We start from the raw sequence: 14806 nt of genomic DNA, 5'->3' as shown, positions 1-14806 counted from the left end.
AATCATGATGAATCTAGCTGATTTTGCGATCAAACAACGCACCTTCATCCTGTTTTTCACTGCATTGAGTGTTATCGCAGGCCTGTTTTCTTACTTTGATCTTGGCAAGCTCGAAGATCCAAGTTTCACCATCAAAACGGCCGTTGTAGTGACACTCTACCCCGGCGCGTCTGCAGAAGAAGTGGAGCAACAAGTCACCGATACCGTCGAAACTAAACTGCAAGAGATGGGGTCATTGAACCGACTGCGTTCACTGTCTCGTCCGGGCATGTCGATGGTGTTTGTTGACCTTAAAGAGTCTCTTAATTCAAAAGCACTACCACAAGAGTGGGACTTGTTGCGTCGTAAAGTGTCAGACATGAAGCTGTTATTGCCTTCGACGGCGCAGATCAGTGTCGTGCAGGATGAGTTTTCTGAAGTCTACGGCATGCTTTTCTCTATCCACAGTAAGGATGCTTCGCCTGCTGAGCTAAGACGTTACGCCGAAGAACTTCAACGTAGAATTAAAACCGTCGATGGCATTAAAAAGATTGAGTTACACGGTGTTCAGCCACGTGTTGTTCATATCGATATTCCAGATGAAAGGTTGGCGCAATACGGTTTATCTATCACACAAGTTTGGTCACAGCTTAATACTCAGAACATGACCTTTGATGCGGGCAAATTTTCAGCGGGCACTGAACGTATTCGCGTTCAACAGTCGAGCGAGTTTGGTTCATTAGACGACATCAAAAACCTGATGATTAAAGGCGGCGTGAGTGAATTCGGAACCAGCTTAATCCGTTTGGGCGATATCGCAGACATCACCATGGGCTACCAAGAGCCAATGATGACGGAAAACCGCTACAACGGCGTACCTGCGGTGACGCTAGCGATGAGCCCTGTGCCAGGCGTTAACGTGGTATCGCTTGGCGATGAAATCAATCAGATCGTTAGCGATTTCCAAGCAACTCTGCCGTTAGGCGTTGATATCTCGACGGTAGCAAACCAGCCTGAAGAAGTTCAGAAATCGATCGATAACTTCGTACAAAACTTACTTGAAAGTGTCGCGATTGTGTTCATCGTCCTATCGATATTCATGGGACTAAAAAGCGCGACCATCGTCGGATCAAGTTTACTGCTGACTATCTTGCTGACGCTTATCTACATGAACATCGCGTCAATTGACTTACACCGAGTTTCGCTAGGTACGTTCATTCTTGCGCTCGGCATGTTGGTGGATAACGCCATTGTCATCACCGATATGATGATTGTGAAAATCAACAAAGGCGTCGACCGCACAAAAGCCGCAATTGATTCTGTTAAAGAGACAGCAACACCACTCTTTGGCGCGACAGTTATTGCTATCATGGGTGCAAGCCCAGTTATCTTCTCCAAAACCGATGCGGCGGAATTTGCAAGCTCGGTATTCCTTATCATCGCCTCTTCGTTGTTATTGTCTTGGCTCGTCGCGATGACCTTCACTGCCTTGATGTGTTGGTTCTTTATCAAGCCAAGCAAACAAGCTGACAACACCAAAGTGAGCTTATACCGTAAGAGTGTAAACTGGACGGTAGATAACCCACTCAAAGCACTGACGGGGCTTATACCGCTGATATTAGTGACGGCATTGGCTGTGCCGAGCATCGCGGTTAACTTCATTCCACAAGCCGACAGGCCCATCCTATTTCTAGATTACTGGCTACCGAATGGTGCCAAGGTTGAACAAACCTCAGAGGACATGAAGCGCATCGAACAGTGGTTGTTAGAACAGCCGGAAGTCGAGAGTATCTCAACATACGTTGGCGCGGGTGCTCCTCGCTTCTCAGTAACCATTGAACCAGAACCGTTTGACCCTGCTTATGGTCAGATCTTGATTAACGCTACCGATTTCCCGTCACTCAGCCCGCTGATTGCGCGTGGTGACAAATGGTTAATGGAAGAGTTTCCAAACGCCGATCCTCGTTTTAGAAGCTTAAAACTGGCGACTGCCGATAAATTCAGTGTTGAAGCGCGTTTCTCCGGCCCAGATGTCGAGGTGCTTCACGGCTTATCAGAGCAAGCCAAAGCGATCTTTGCTCGTCATCCAGACACCAAATACGTGCGTGACGACTGGCGACAAAAGAGCAAGGTTCTAGAACCTGTCATCAACCAAGACAAGATGCGTCTAGCCGGTATTAACCGTGCCGACATTGCATTCGCGATGAAACGCGCGTCAGAAGGCATGCCACTGGGTCGTATGAACTTAAACGACGAACTGGTGACGATTCAACTGCGTGGCACAGAAAGCTCAATTCAGTCGCTAGAAACTCTGCCGGTTCGCTCTCTGTTAGGTATTCACAGCGTTCCACTGGGTCAAGTCATTGATGGCTTTGAGCTGACCAGTGAAGAGACCATGATTTGGCGTCGTGACCGTGTAAAAACCATCACTGCACAAGCTGGCGTTGGTCGTTACACCACTCCTGCAGCGGTAAGAAACTCGGTTAAAGAGCAAATTGAATCCATCCACCTTCCAGATGGTTACCACTTGGAATGGGGCGGCGAATATTACGACGAGCACAAAGCCGTCAGCGATATTCTTAAGCAGCTACCTAAAGCAATGCTGTTGATGGTGATTATCTTAGTGGCGATGTTTAACGGCTTCAAACAACCAGTGATCATCTTTACCACCCTACCGCTTGCGGCGACGGGTGCAACATTCAGCTTATTGCTGTTGGATAAACCATTCGGATTCATGGCATTGATTGGCGCGGTAACCTTGACCGGTATGATCATCAAGAACGGCATTGTATTGATGGACCAAATTGAGCTTGAACGTAAAAACGGTCGCTCACTGTCTGATGCAATCAAAGAAGCAACCGTGAACCGTACAATGGCGATCTCTATGGGCGCACTCACCACGGCACTTGGCATGATCCCGCTGCTCAGTGACCTGCTATTTGACCAGATGGCGGCAACCATTATCGGTGGTTTGGCTGCAGCAACTGTGTTGTCTCTGTTTGTAATGCCTGCGCTGTACAAGCTTTTCTATCGAACTGAAGAGAAAAAGACGGTAGAAGAAGCCATCAAAGACGCCGTGATCGTGCTTGATGCAACACCTCAGTCTACAAACAGCGGCACTACAACCTCATTCAACAAGGAGCAATAAACATGTATCCATTAACGAAGTTTAAAGTGGCTCCTATTGCTCTCGCCTTGTTGCTGACAGGTTGTGCGGTTGGCCCCGATTACGAAGAACCACAAACGACCATGGCTGAGACCTTCTTATATAGCCAAGGTGATGCGAACCAAGACGGCGTGAGCCAAAACGAACAGCACAATCATTGGTGGACACAGTTCAATGACCCAACGCTCAATCAGTTAGTGGCCGATGTTCAAAACCAGAACATCCCACTTAAATTGGCCGCCGAGCGAATCAACATGGCGAACTCATATAAGAGCGTTGTGGAGTCATTCAAAGTTCCGACCATCAATGTCGGTGGCGGTTATTACAACTACCAACTGAGTGAGAACGACTCCCTACTCGGCCCCGTATTTGGCGCTTCTGATACGGTTGAATCGGCCACAGGTATGTCGTTATTGGAAGCCCAACACGATGGTGGGTTTTTAGGGGCGAGCATCGCGTGGGAAATGGACTTGTTTGGACGTATCGACAAGCAATCCAACGCGGCGACAATTCGAGTGGAACAAGCCGAGATCTTTCAATCCGGTTTGAACACCTTGATCACTGCCGATGTCATTCACAACTACCTGCAATATCGTGGCGCTCAAGAGCGAAAAGCGATCGCTCTAGAAAACATTGCCGACCAAAAACAGACCTTAGAATTAGTCACCAAAGTTGTTCGCAGCGGCTACGGCTCTGAGTTAGATCTTGCTCAAGCCAAAGCCATGCTCGCCGCGACTGAATCCATTGTTCCTCAACTTGAAATAGCAGAGCAAGTCCACAAACAACGCATGGCAGTCTTATTAGGCGAGTCGCTTACGAACGTGAACCAACGTTTAGCGGGAGAATTTACCTTGCCGAGAATGAACGATGTTATTCCGACAGGCTTACCTTCTGACTTGTTAGAACAACGCCCAGACATCCGCATTGCAGAGCGAGAAATGGCAGCCATTAATGAAGAACTCGGCGCAAGCATTGCCAATCGCTATCCAAAATTCTTCCTAACAGGCACGCCAGGTGTGACGGCAGGAAGTTTTGATGACCTATTCAGTAGCGACTCATTCGGTTGGGCGGCCTCTGCAGGCATCAGTTGGAATGTATTCGATGGTGGCCGAGGCGAAGCCATGGTGGAAATGAACGAAGCAAGGTTCCGTTCTGCAGCACTTAACTACCAACACTCGGTAGACAGCGCCTTTGCAGAAGTCGATTCAAGTTTGTTTGCCTATGGCCGTAGCCAAGAGAACCAAAAGCGCATCGATGAAGCTACCCTTGCTGTTGATAATGCGGTGAGCAAGGCAAAGTCACTCTATAAAGCGGGCCTAGTCGATTACTTATCGGTGTTAGACGCACAAAGACAACAAAAAGCGATGCAAGATCGCCAAGTGGCCGCCAAGCTTCAAACCGCCAACACCACGATTGCGGTGTATAAAGCGTTAGGTGGCGATTGGAAAGTCGCGAATGAAACGCAGACTGTTGAATTAGCCCACGTTAACTAGGCTCTTCGCTTTCTGTTCTCAGCTGAATAATGCAATAAGCATAATAAAAAATACCGCCGTTGATTACGGCGGTATTTTTATGTGAGCACGTTACGCGTTTCGAGGGCCAAACATAATAATCGCCATACCGAGTAGTGCAACTGAGCCACCAACCAGATCCCACGTTGTCGGCTTTTCGCCATCAACAAGCCACAACCATATTAGGGCAACAGAAATATACACACCGCCATAGGCAGCATAAACACGCCCTGTCGCGGTAGGATGAAGCGTCAATAACCAAGCAAACAACGCTAGGCTTATCGCAGCAGGAATCAACAACCAAATGCTCTTGTCTTCTCTCAACCAAAGATAAGGTAGATAACACCCTACAATCTCGGCGACCGCCGTAAGTACAAAAAGACCGACCGTTTTAAATTCAATCACAACTTACCTTTATCTGTTTAAATGCAGAGTACACTGTTAATGCTAATACCTTGGCTTTGTTAGTACATTAGCTCTGTTAGCGCCTAATCCCGTCACCATTTAAGCCCAATAAAACCGAGCCTTAACTAAACGCATGTTCAGTATTTATTGATATTTCGAGAGCTTATCTGTTTGATAAACTTGCCTCATTCACTACAAGAGTGAGCAACAAATGATTCATATATCCCAAGTACTAACGTTAGTCGAAAAGCAGCTTAAGTGGTTACAACCTAAAGAAGCCGTACACTTTAAAACGTACAAAAGAGACCGTGGTTTTCTGCTTTATTGCCTTGGTGACACACAGTTTCAGATCATTGAAACGGGTTACTACAACCATGCATATACAGGTGATGTAGCAAGCACTCGAAAACACGTTAAGAAAGTATTGAAACGAGAGTTTCCTAGAAGCAATAAGGTTTGGGTTGAATACTATCAAGCTGTCGATGACCCATCCAACGTCAACAGTTCCCACACACCACAGATGCCCCTATTTTAGTTTCAATGGAACATAACGCTGATTGGACGAACGCTATTTTGGCGCTTCTGATGCTGTAAAATTGGTTTTAAAAGTGAAAGCATACGGCGTATCACCGGTTTCTCTGAGGTGTTCAAGTCGCTCTATCGCTTCTTCGAGTGTGGGAATATGGTCTTCTTCGATCCACCAAAGAACATAAGTATCTTCAGGTAAACGATGAAACCAATCCCCCTTTCGGCGCATGAAATCACGGTGATGTGTGCGGAACATGAAGTTCTTTAACGAATCCACAGAGTCCCACACCGACATGTTCACGATCATATTAGGATCATCGAAAGCTTGGATGTTGGTGGCGTCACCAGATTCATCTTTCAGACGCCAAACAAACCCTTCACTACTTTCTGCGATTCCATTAACCAACTCTAAGTTATCGACAAACTCTTTGATTTCTGGCGCATCTAACGGGTATTTTGCCAGAGCGATATTCAACTGAGCTAATTTCATAACGTTTCTTCCTTGATAAATTATGAGTAATAAGCGACGTTTTGTTAGGCGTTCTTACTCAAGTAAACCCTAACAAATCCAAACTCTTCGTCGGTTTCTTCCCTATCAATTGACCAACCGTTTTTCAGATAAAACTGAATCGCTTGCTCATTACCTTTGAATGTTTCAAGACGATAATGCTCATGGCCCAATGTGCTCATCTCATTCTCAACATGCTTGAGAAGAGTCGCACCGAAGCCTGAACGTTGAATGTTCGGGGAAACCATTAAGATATGTACGAAGTCATTTTCAAACGCACAATAACCTTGAATCCGATTATTTGATTCGAGCACGACACAATTTGAGAGTTGTTTCTCAACTTCTTTATCAGACTCACCACTGTTGATGAACCAATCCACGCCTTCGTCGCCCAAAAATGAACGGTAACACGCATTGATTGTGTCTCTCGCTAGCTCTTGGATTGACGCTAAATCAGATGCTTGGGCTTTTCTAATATTTTCCATATAACCTTCTTGTTCTCGCGAATAACGCTTCACTCAATAGTGAGAAGTGCGACTACTGTACCTAAAAGTTTGTGCTGTAAACACTAAAGTTGAATCAAACGGGTGATTTTAAGCATTGGGGATGAATGTAAACGCAGATATGGCTTGAGTTAGGGATTAGAAATTAAGCACTGAGAGCTCAGAGTTAATAATTAAGAGTTAAGACGAGAAAGCTTATATTCATAAAAAACAACGGCACTTTCGTCAGAGGCTTGCTCAACAAAACCTAGCTTATTAAGTAAGTGTGTAGAGGCTATGTTTGAACGGTCGACACCGCCAATCAGTGTTAACCATGACTCCGTTTTTGCGACTTCTGTGATGAAACTCTGCAATAACTCACTTGCTAAACCTTTGCCCCAGAACTCTTCTGCAAGCAAGTAGCCAATATGAGCATCACTTTCCTCTTCCACATAAGCGAACAGAAAACCAATCAGTTGATTATCGTGGGTTTTCACTTGAAGTAAGCGGCTCTCCGACAACATTCGATCGAGCCAAATTTCAGCCAGCTCACGTGACACAATACCGTGAAAGTATTGTGGAAGATTTTCAACAACTGATGGGGCTAGAATGCCAGGTACTCGCTCAAGCAGTGCCGAACGTTCAGGAACAGTAAGCTCACCTGCAACTTCTTCTACTTTTAGTCTTTGAGTTTCAAACGAGATCGCCATGTGTCCTGCCTAATTCGATAAAAATGTGGATTATACACCTGAGTTCTCGTATTGGCTTCGTTTCCAAACCAACACGTCTTGTTCTAAGTAGAGTTGACACCTAAAAGTAATCTGGTATTCGTCCATCAAATTCAGAAGAGTCGTTCGAAATATACATACAATCTGAGCCTACTATGCTCACAAAGCCCAGCCTATTATAAAATTGATGCTTAATGTCGCTGTGTAGGTATAAAGCCTTACAAGTATGACGAGTGAATAACTCCGTTTTTACCAAGTTGATCAACTCAGACGCATAACCTTGGTGCCGTAATTCTTGAAGCGTAGCCACAGAGCCAATACCGAAACATCCTTTTGCAAGGCCAAACATATCACTGTAAACGATAAGAGACGACACGACTCTATCCTTCTCGACTAACACATACCAAGTACCAGATAAGTACTTTTCACTGTTACGACAACCTGTTAAGTAATTGTCTAACGTCAAGCCATCACCCCAAACATCGAAGCCCATTGTATAAATGGCATCTAGCTCATGAAGCTCTGCTTTTCTTACGTGCATTACTCTAAATATCCTGAATTAACTAACCCATGTAATGACACATTACCTAGACAACGACGGCAACTCATAAACTCTCGGATACGAACCAAACTAAAGAACAGCCACGCCTTCAAGTTCAATCACAGAGTTAACATTAGCGCGTTCGATTATCTTGAGTAACGTTGTTTGGATCAGCTCATTATCTCGGATTTCAGTTTCACAAGAAAAACGTTCTTCTTGAACACCATCGCCCTCACCCAGCATAAATTGAACTGCGACTTCCGTTGCGAGATCTTTGGTCGCCCCGTAATACGCTAACGTGATTTTTGGGTATCCGTGGTCGCCTTTTTTAACCTGCTTTGCGATACGTTTCTTGGCTTTATCTAAATTCATACAACTTCCTTTTAAGTCTGAAATACAAGGTGACTAGAACACCTTTTTAAACGGTAAGCAATACAATCAGCGTTGGTTATCGAGTTTCCCTAGCCTCTTGATACTAATCAAGATGGTACAGTCTTAGCGCTTTAAAGAGTGATAGCTAGAACACAGGTAACCAGTTTAAAAAATATAATGACAGCGCGTAAGAGTTACGCGCCAAGAAGCGGTAGATGTTTTCGTTGTTGATAAGTTAAGGCTAGCTCTAAGCACTGCTTGATTGGTGCTTTGGGAAGTGGTTCAGTTAGGTTCAAGACGATTGCCCTATTACCTTGAAATGCCAATGTGCCATCGTGCAATTCTCTGAATGTGTCGACTAGCTTTGTTTGACAGTTAAAGAACAAGTAATAGTTGTTTGGTGATTTCAATTTCCAGTCAATTCGGATTGGGCTGCCTGTCTTAACGCTGTAACTCGGCTCGCCCCATTTCAGAGACTCTTCGACTTCACCTAATTCCAAATCAGATGAAAGCTCAAAGATTAATGAACGCAATTCGTCAAGCCGAGCTCGAACATCAGCGGGATACTCGTCGAAATGTGTTTTGATTGCTTGGTCCATTCAACCTCCGATTCATTTGTTGTGATATTAAAGTGTACTCACTTAAAGCATAGAACCTTAAACATTAGCCCAACTCAGAACAAAAAATGCCATGCCTAATAAATCATTTTTCGGTTATCTGTTCGTTAGCGGTTTTCAAGGCCAGCTTTAAACCGTCCGTATCCTTACAACCAATGTAAACATGCTTTCCATTGTTTAGGCTTAACTTCAGCGCTGAACCTATCGATGCATTATACAACCAGCCATCGCTCAGCATTCGGATACCAATACCTTGATACCACTTGCTTTGATAGAACGATGTCTCTGTAATGTCTGACACTTCTACATTCTTACGCCAAACACCAAAGCCGAAATACCAGCTTAGTACATTGTGTTTGACCTCAATGGTCATGGAGAAAAAGAGCAAAGCAATTAAACCATTGATGGCATGAGCAATTAATGTCCCGAAGTTATTATCAGAGGTAACGACAATGAAAGCACTTATCGCAACAAGGATGAGCAGCAATCCCTTGTTGAATTCCTTACTATAAAACACAGTGACAACTCCTATAGACAACGAACAATCCATTAACTAGCCAACAGCTATCTTACTGCGGCCTTTCTAAATAATCGTAGAAAGTAATGCAGGCATACTCCCACAACCAAACCAAGTAGCATCGCCTTGATACTACCAACCCAAAGTATCAAGCCAGAATAACCTTGTCCCGGACCTAAGCCTTGTTTATTAATCACATCGACAAACATAAAACCGTTCCACAGCACATGCAGTGAGGCTGTAAATCCATGCACACAAATTGCGACGGTTCCAAGTAACTTGTACCTGTTAATGACTGGTGCGCCACAAAAAATGACAACAAGCGCAAAGGTCAAAATCAGAGGGCCGGATAGTACTAAAGTGAGTGTGATTACTTCAACGTGGCTCTCTATGCCATAACTGTATGTACAAAATACCATTGTCATTGAAAACAAAAGCGAAATGAGTGCGAACCATAGCGTTCTATTCATTGGGGTTCCCTGCCTTAATAGTGGGTTTAGGACCAATTCGATAATCGACAGGAAGAACCAATTACCAAAAATACGGCATGAGAAATGCCCTTGTTACACGACTATTCGATGGACAACTCAGACTTTCATAAACCCAATGTAACGGAAGACTTAGAACACAAGCTAGATAACAAAAATACCACTCACCTTCGCACCTGACTGCATACCTTATTGAGCTTCCTGTTGAACCCAAACAACATTTTCATTTGAAGTTGGAACCTCAAACCAAGACCAAAACAGATCTAACATTTCAGGTGTCATTTCATAAGACTTTCCATTCAGTTCCGAGTTACGGCTAAATGCTCTCTGCTTACAAGTATCAAAGGGAACATCAAGGTAGTGAACTTCGCTGTCCACGCCTAGGTTTGACGCCCAGCTTGTAAAAGAATCTCGGTCTGATTTACGCCAAAAACCAAAGTCAAAAATCACCGGGACACCCAAGGAAAAGAGCTGCATTGCAGATTCCTTGAATAAACCTTGTAACGTAGCCAGCCGGCGATCGAAAACTTCACGCTCCATATGCTCGCCATACAAAGGAATCATCCACTCATCAATCGAGAAACGAAAGGCGCCATGCTTTTCTGCAAGCGCTTTAGAATAAGTCGTCTTACCCGAACCGATAAAGCCACATACGAAATAGATTTTAGTCATGATGTCCCATTAGTCTCCTTGTTACGCATGATTCTTTCTTTTAGAAGTGTACCAATACTGCTAACGACAAACGTAAAAGCAAACGCCACAAGTGGCTGATAGAAATCAAACGCACCATCCGTCATAAAAAAGTACTGATGAATGGAAACACCAAAACCAACACCTAATGCCAGCTTCAGATTCTTGAAAATGCCTTGTTTCATGTTCATTCCCTCGTAGAAAGCAACACTATGTATAGGTGTGAGTGACGTTATGGCCGAACCCTCTGTGACATAAACGCTTTAAAGCCAAGTAAGTCGAAACTGCAAAGCGTTGGGAATTCATCTTGAGCGCTTGTTAGGCAAATTTCGTTTCGCGCGCCATTTCCTGAAAAGTTTGCCCATTGAGAACGAAGTCTTTTGTATATTTAAAGCCTGCTTTATTGGTATGAGCAGCAAAAGAACGAGCATTGTCTTTATGCACGTACGTGTAAACGTAAGAAAATTTAGAACTTCTTACTTCACAACTAAACCGAAACAACTTCTCAAACACACCTTGACCACGACAAGCCTTACCCACACAGACAGGTCCCCAAAAGTATGAATTAGAAGAGCTTAGTTGGGTACACCCAACTACCACTGAACCAAGCTTGTTCGCCACAGAAGTGAGTCCTTCTGAACATTCCCAGAACTTCCATGAAGCACAAGCAGCCATCGCTACTATCGTATTGTTGAGTTCAGCAACATATATAGCCTGCTCTTGCTCGATAACTTGAGTTAGAAGCACTTCGTCCATCACTGTATTTAAGAAACCATCGCATTTATCAGATTCATCCAAGTTAGATACATGACAAGATTTCTGTAGTTCTACGATTTGACTGATGTCCTCAAGTTTTGCAGCTCTTATTTCCATGACTTCCTCTGTTGAATATTTCTTCTTTTTGCCTAAGGCTAAGTTAAGCCGCCACAACGCTGATGGCACTACAATTCGCGAAGCGAGAGTGCCATGCGTTAGAGGTCGGCTTGAACGCCTTGTTATGTGACTATTAAAACATCGAGTTATTATTGGCTGACTCTTTCGGGACCACTTGAATTGAATCCCAATGCTCGACTATTTTTCCATTTGAATCGAAACGGAAAAAGTCCATCGTTACGTACTCTTCACCAGCAGGCCATGTTTGCCTTGTATGCAAAGCTACCTGATCACCTTCAGCAATAATTCTCAAAAACTCTATATCCTTTTTTGGATAGTCCCGAGACATTTCTTCAAAGTAATCTATAAAGCCCTGCTTACCATCAGCAACAACTGGGTTGTGCTGGATATAATCATCACCAACATACAACTCTACTGCTTTTGCTGGATCACCCATGTAAGCAGTTCTATAAAAAGCAATAGCATTGTCTTTGTTTTGTCTAAGTTGATTCGTCATAGCAGCCTCATGAAGGGAAGTTTCACACTAACAATATGAGATATCGAGTGCTTTCGCCAGCGATGGATTAACGCTTGTCACATAATGAATGACACGGATTCCCCTTCCGAGGCTCTGCCACACTTATGTGGTACTTAAATGCATCGGAGGCACCATGCCTGATTATTCTTATTTCTGCAGTACTTACCTAGCTAAAAACCACTTCAGTCTTCATACCGTAGACCAAAATGGTAAGGTCATACTCACTCACAAGTCGGTAACCCGTTCTAAACTACTGACTACAATAGCAAATATGAATTCATTGGTGTCGTTCTAATCACGTACGAAAGTGGGCACTACAAAGGTAAGCGCGTAATCCAAAGCGACTTATGCTCGACTTTGCGTTGCAGAGAAGCCTAAGAAAGTCGCAACAATCGCGTGGGTACGAAAGATAGTTGTGGCCCTTAATTCTATGCTGAGAGATGGCGCCATGTGGGATGAAAACACAACCAAAAATTAATCAATAACGCCATAGTCGTTTGTTAGTACGTTACTCCCTGCTTTTAGAACTTGTTTCTGATCAAACAGGAAGTAAGCGATCTGTCTTAGGGGCAACTAAGCATGTTCCTGTAGACTTTAGTACTGCTTTAACTTTTACTCGAGTGCCTAAAGCATGTTCTGATCTTGCTGTCTTTGAACATTCAACGTACTTCCCCTTGTGAATGCCCTCTACAACTTGAACTCTTAACTTTGATTTATTCCAAACCATCTGGCATGTGTACATATCTCGTTCAGAGTCAGTGTAATGATGATTGTTGCCATGTGAACGTTTTGAGACGATTGAAATACGTTTGGATAGGGTTTTCAATTGCGCAAAAGAATAGCTTGTCTTATGAGTGCTGTATTCCGGTTGAGTGTTAAGAGACGGTTTATAAAAGTCTATAGCAAGAGCTTCCAGATCATCCGCTTTTTCTTTCGTATCAGCTAACGCAACTATATAAAATTTGGGTGCCGGACAACGTTTAATTGCTTTCCTTAAATTTTCGTTACAAGTACCAGTGTAATTAGCATTGTAAGCGGAGCTTTGGTGGTAGTCCCAGCGAGTCATAAAGTCAGACGTCATCCCTACATATGTTCCTAAAGAACCTAGTTCTAAAAGATAGACTAAATATGGACTTTGCTGCACTTGAGATTTAATCAATAAGGGAGATATTTGCACAGTTACGGAATGTTTAGACACTGATGTGATTTCCTAGTTGAGAGTAAGGTTAACCTTACTCAGTTTCATAAATACTTTAAAGCTAAGTACTATCACCCTGCACTTCAAAGATCAACCAACATAACAAACCACTACAAATAGAGATATCGAAGGATTCATCTGATAAATATTTAGTTCAACGCACTAACGACTGACATAGATCCCCCCCTTATCGAGGTTCTACCACTCTTATGCGGTACTTAAATGCATCGGAGGTACCATGCCTGATTATTCTTATTTCTGCGGTAACGACCTAGCTAAAAACCACTTTAGTCTTCATGCCGTAGACCAAAATGGTAAGGTCATACTTCATAAGACAGTAACTCGCTCTAAACTACTGACTACATTAGCAAAATGTACTCATTAGTGTCGTTCCAATAACACGCGAAAGTGGGCCCTACAAGGTAAGCGCGTAATCTAAGGCGGTTGAACGTAAGTACGAACCGTTTTATACATGGCGATCATGTCAGCCATGCAATGTAACCCTATATTCAAAGCGACTTATGCTCGACTTTGAGTATCTGGAAAACCGAAAACAGTCGCAATAATCGTGTGTGTACAAAAGAGGTTGTGACCCTTAACTCTATGCTGAGAGATGGCGCCATGTGGGATGAAAATACAGCCAAAAACTAATCATTGACACCATAGTCATTTGTTAACTAGCGAAGCCTGTATGAACTTCGAATAAAAAATTTAAGTTGCCCATTAACTTGTAATGCACTTTCTATTTTCCGTACTTTATCGACAGGTTTGCCAAATAAGATACTGTTTCATCACGGGTCAACTGTCTATCTAAACCTACTATCTTCCAATATGGTGGGTTCGTTTTACTTGGTTCAGATAAACGCATATCTACCTGTTGTATCGTGGCCAAATCATATTCACTAACTATAATCTTTGGCTTACACGTACTGCGGGTAAAAACTGTTAGTTTAAGGGCTCCAAAAATAACGTTAAAACTCACCATCCCATTACTTGGACGAGTATTAGGGTTAGCTTCTTGAGTGGAGACCGAAATACCTAGTTGCTCAACTTCTTCTTGGATATTATCCAAGAATTCAAAAGCATTCGCCGCAGTGAGTTTGTCAAAGCAATCCTGAGAAAACTCACCAATATTTTTACGCAAAGGTTTGTCTTTTATCTTCCACTCAGGCGGGTTAGATGCTTTGACTTTCATAATTAACCTGTCAATTTGTTCGTAGACAGGCTCATTCACATTTATTCGAAAGAACTCACAACCAAGTTCAGATTTTATATCCCTTTCTCGAACAGCATCCTGCTCTTGTGTTCTTTCATGGAATGGTTCATCTATCTCCACTGCGAGTTTTAAATCTGGGAAATATCCATCAATGTAATACTGATTAACTGGATATTGAGATAAGAGCTTTACATCTCTTAGCGCATAGTGCAGCGCATACATCACCATAGATTCCCAACGTTTATGGCTTGTTTTCGTATGATTAAAAACAAATTTTTCGATTGTTGTAGCCACAAATAAGTCCTTTATTTAAATTACCTTTCGCAACTCAAATACCACATGAGGCTCTTTACCCATAGATATTTAGCTAGTTAACGAATGACATGGATTCCCCCTACCGAGGATCTGCCACACTTATGTGGTACTAAAATGCATCGGAGGCACCATGT

General features: G+C 43.3%; 18 protein-coding genes and 4 pseudogenes. 7 read left to right on the top strand and 15 right to left on the bottom strand.

Features of this window, described 5'->3' with window-relative positions; genetic code table 11:
* The first annotated feature begins 7 nt into the window (after positions 1–7).
* Positions 8–3127, top strand: a complete 3120-nt coding sequence (locus tag MSG36_RS20055) for an efflux RND transporter permease subunit (protein ID WP_248369544.1) — start codon at positions 8–10, stop codon at positions 3125–3127.
* Between the two features lie 2 nt (positions 3128–3129).
* Entirely contained in the window at positions 3130–4638 is a 1509-nt protein-coding gene (locus MSG36_RS20050) for an efflux transporter outer membrane subunit (protein WP_248369455.1), read from the top strand.
* Positions 4639–4728: 90 nt separating this feature from the next.
* Here the strand turns inward: MSG36_RS20050 and MSG36_RS20045 are convergent, their stop codons facing one another.
* On the bottom strand, positions 4729–5061 hold the full coding sequence (locus tag MSG36_RS20045) for a YnfA family protein (RefSeq protein WP_004733816.1): 333 nt from the start codon (positions 5059–5061) through the stop codon (positions 4729–4731).
* A 211-nt stretch (positions 5062–5272) separates the two neighbouring features.
* On the opposite strand from MSG36_RS20045, the gene MSG36_RS20040 reads away from it, so the two are divergent.
* Positions 5273–5596, top strand: a complete 324-nt coding sequence (locus MSG36_RS20040; protein WP_248369453.1) for a hypothetical protein — start codon at positions 5273–5275, stop codon at positions 5594–5596.
* A 33-nt stretch (positions 5597–5629) separates the two neighbouring features.
* Here MSG36_RS20040 and MSG36_RS20035 read toward each other — a convergent pair whose 3' ends face one another.
* The 12 genes from MSG36_RS20035 to MSG36_RS19980 all read right to left on the bottom strand — a co-directional run bounded on the left by MSG36_RS20035 (position 5630) and on the right by MSG36_RS19980 (position 11922).
* Entirely contained in the window at positions 5630–6079 is a 450-nt protein-coding gene (locus MSG36_RS20035) for a DUF3291 domain-containing protein (protein WP_248369451.1), read from the bottom strand.
* A gap of 44 nt (positions 6080–6123) precedes the next feature.
* A complete protein-coding gene (locus MSG36_RS20030) occupies positions 6124–6582 on the bottom strand; it encodes a GNAT family N-acetyltransferase (RefSeq protein WP_248369449.1) in 459 nt (152 codons plus the stop codon).
* Between the two features lie 191 nt (positions 6583–6773).
* Positions 6774–7289 (bottom strand): GNAT family N-acetyltransferase, encoded by a 516-nt coding sequence (locus MSG36_RS20025; RefSeq protein WP_248369446.1) that lies wholly within the window; start codon positions 7287–7289, stop codon positions 6774–6776.
* 100 nt (positions 7290–7389) lie between these two features.
* Positions 7390–7848 carry a GNAT family N-acetyltransferase gene (locus MSG36_RS20020; protein WP_248369442.1) on the bottom strand — a complete coding sequence of 153 codons (459 nt, stop codon included), beginning with the start codon at positions 7846–7848 and terminating at the stop codon, positions 7390–7392.
* Between the two features lie 90 nt (positions 7849–7938).
* On the bottom strand, positions 7939–8220 hold the full coding sequence (locus MSG36_RS20015; RefSeq protein ID WP_248369440.1) for a hypothetical protein: 282 nt from the start codon (positions 8218–8220) through the stop codon (positions 7939–7941).
* 194 nt (positions 8221–8414) lie between these two features.
* On the bottom strand, positions 8415–8819 hold the full coding sequence (locus tag MSG36_RS20010) for a DUF1801 domain-containing protein (protein ID WP_248369438.1): 405 nt from the start codon (positions 8817–8819) through the stop codon (positions 8415–8417).
* A gap of 103 nt (positions 8820–8922) precedes the next feature.
* A complete protein-coding gene (locus tag MSG36_RS20005) occupies positions 8923–9387 on the bottom strand; it encodes a hypothetical protein (protein ID WP_248369436.1) in 465 nt (154 codons plus the stop codon).
* Between the two features lie 14 nt (positions 9388–9401).
* Complete coding sequence (locus tag MSG36_RS20000; RefSeq protein ID WP_248369434.1) at positions 9402–9824, bottom strand: hypothetical protein; 423 nt, start codon at positions 9822–9824, stop codon at positions 9402–9404.
* 207 nt (positions 9825–10031) lie between these two features.
* A complete protein-coding gene (locus MSG36_RS19995; RefSeq protein ID WP_248369432.1) occupies positions 10032–10514 on the bottom strand; it encodes an ATP-binding protein in 483 nt (160 codons plus the stop codon).
* A complete protein-coding gene (locus MSG36_RS19990) occupies positions 10511–10717 on the bottom strand; it encodes a hypothetical protein (RefSeq protein ID WP_248369430.1) in 207 nt (68 codons plus the stop codon). The genes MSG36_RS19995 and MSG36_RS19990 overlap by 4 nt, the downstream gene beginning before the upstream one ends.
* A 133-nt stretch (positions 10718–10850) precedes the next feature.
* Entirely contained in the window at positions 10851–11405 is a 555-nt protein-coding gene (locus MSG36_RS19985; protein ID WP_059019762.1) for a GNAT family N-acetyltransferase, read from the bottom strand.
* A 133-nt stretch (positions 11406–11538) separates the two neighbouring features.
* Positions 11539–11922: a nuclear transport factor 2 family protein gene (locus tag MSG36_RS19980; RefSeq protein ID WP_059019760.1), complete on the bottom strand. Its 384-nt coding sequence runs from the start codon at positions 11920–11922 to the stop codon at positions 11539–11541.
* A 154-nt stretch (positions 11923–12076) separates the two neighbouring features.
* Between MSG36_RS19980 and MSG36_RS19975 the strand changes: the two are divergent.
* Both MSG36_RS19975 and MSG36_RS19970 read left to right on the top strand, forming a co-directional pair.
* Positions 12077–12217, top strand: a pseudogene (locus MSG36_RS19975) (IS110 family transposase); the annotation flags it as partial.
* A gap of 63 nt (positions 12218–12280) precedes the next feature.
* Positions 12281–12421, top strand: a pseudogene (locus tag MSG36_RS19970) (IS110 family transposase); the annotation flags it as partial.
* Positions 12422–12481: 60 nt separating this feature from the next.
* Here the strand turns inward: MSG36_RS19970 and MSG36_RS19965 are convergent.
* A complete protein-coding gene (locus MSG36_RS19965; RefSeq protein WP_102502879.1) occupies positions 12482–13141 on the bottom strand; it encodes a GIY-YIG nuclease family protein in 660 nt (219 codons plus the stop codon).
* Between the two features lie 238 nt (positions 13142–13379).
* Between MSG36_RS19965 and MSG36_RS19960 the strand changes: the two are divergent.
* Positions 13380–13511, top strand: a pseudogene (locus tag MSG36_RS19960) (IS110 family transposase); the annotation flags it as partial.
* 7 nt (positions 13512–13518) lie between these two features.
* Positions 13519–13792: pseudogene (locus MSG36_RS19955) on the top strand (transposase); the annotation flags it as partial.
* 91 nt (positions 13793–13883) lie between these two features.
* Here MSG36_RS19955 and MSG36_RS19950 read toward each other — a convergent pair.
* Positions 13884–14651 (bottom strand): AbaSI family restriction endonuclease, encoded by a 768-nt coding sequence (locus tag MSG36_RS19950; RefSeq protein WP_248369428.1) that lies wholly within the window; start codon positions 14649–14651, stop codon positions 13884–13886.
* Between the last annotated feature and the right edge of the window lie 155 nt (positions 14652–14806).

This window comes from Vibrio sp. 1CM8B (assembly GCF_023161685.1).
Taxonomy (GTDB): Bacteria; Pseudomonadota; Gammaproteobacteria; order Enterobacterales; family Vibrionaceae; genus Vibrio; species Vibrio coralliirubri.
This window is presented reverse-complemented; position numbering and strand designations above follow the sequence as displayed.

Bases quoted from the DNA above. Each gene is read 5' to 3' on its own strand.
- MSG36_RS20055 (WP_248369544.1), top strand. From the start codon at position 8: ATGAATCTAGCTGATTTTGCGATCAAACAACGCACCTTCATCCTGTTT.
- MSG36_RS20050 (WP_248369455.1), top strand. From the start codon at position 3,130: ATGTATCCATTAACGAAGTTTAAAGTGGCTCCTATTGCTCTCGCCTTG.
- MSG36_RS20040 (WP_248369453.1), top strand. From the start codon at position 5,273: ATGATTCATATATCCCAAGTACTAACGTTAGTCGAAAAGCAGCTTAAG.
- MSG36_RS20035 (WP_248369451.1), bottom strand. From the start codon at position 6,079: ATGAAATTAGCTCAGTTGAATATCGCTCTGGCAAAATACCCGTTAGAT.
- MSG36_RS20030 (WP_248369449.1), bottom strand. From the start codon at position 6,582: ATGGAAAATATTAGAAAAGCCCAAGCATCTGATTTAGCGTCAATCCAA.
- MSG36_RS20025 (WP_248369446.1), bottom strand. From the start codon at position 7,289: ATGGCGATCTCGTTTGAAACTCAAAGACTAAAAGTAGAAGAAGTTGCA.
- MSG36_RS20020 (WP_248369442.1), bottom strand. From the start codon at position 7,848: ATGCACGTAAGAAAAGCAGAGCTTCATGAGCTAGATGCCATTTATACA.
- MSG36_RS20015 (WP_248369440.1), bottom strand. From the start codon at position 8,220: ATGAATTTAGATAAAGCCAAGAAACGTATCGCAAAGCAGGTTAAAAAA.
- MSG36_RS20010 (WP_248369438.1), bottom strand. From the start codon at position 8,819: ATGGACCAAGCAATCAAAACACATTTCGACGAGTATCCCGCTGATGTT.
- MSG36_RS20005 (WP_248369436.1), bottom strand. From the start codon at position 9,387: ATGGATTGTTCGTTGTCTATAGGAGTTGTCACTGTGTTTTATAGTAAG.
- MSG36_RS20000 (WP_248369434.1), bottom strand. From the start codon at position 9,824: ATGAATAGAACGCTATGGTTCGCACTCATTTCGCTTTTGTTTTCAATG.
- MSG36_RS19995 (WP_248369432.1), bottom strand. From the start codon at position 10,514: ATGACTAAAATCTATTTCGTATGTGGCTTTATCGGTTCGGGTAAGACG.
- MSG36_RS19990 (WP_248369430.1), bottom strand. From the start codon at position 10,717: ATGAAACAAGGCATTTTCAAGAATCTGAAGCTGGCATTAGGTGTTGGT.
- MSG36_RS19985 (WP_059019762.1), bottom strand. From the start codon at position 11,405: ATGGAAATAAGAGCTGCAAAACTTGAGGACATCAGTCAAATCGTAGAA.
- MSG36_RS19980 (WP_059019760.1), bottom strand. From the start codon at position 11,922: ATGACGAATCAACTTAGACAAAACAAAGACAATGCTATTGCTTTTTAT.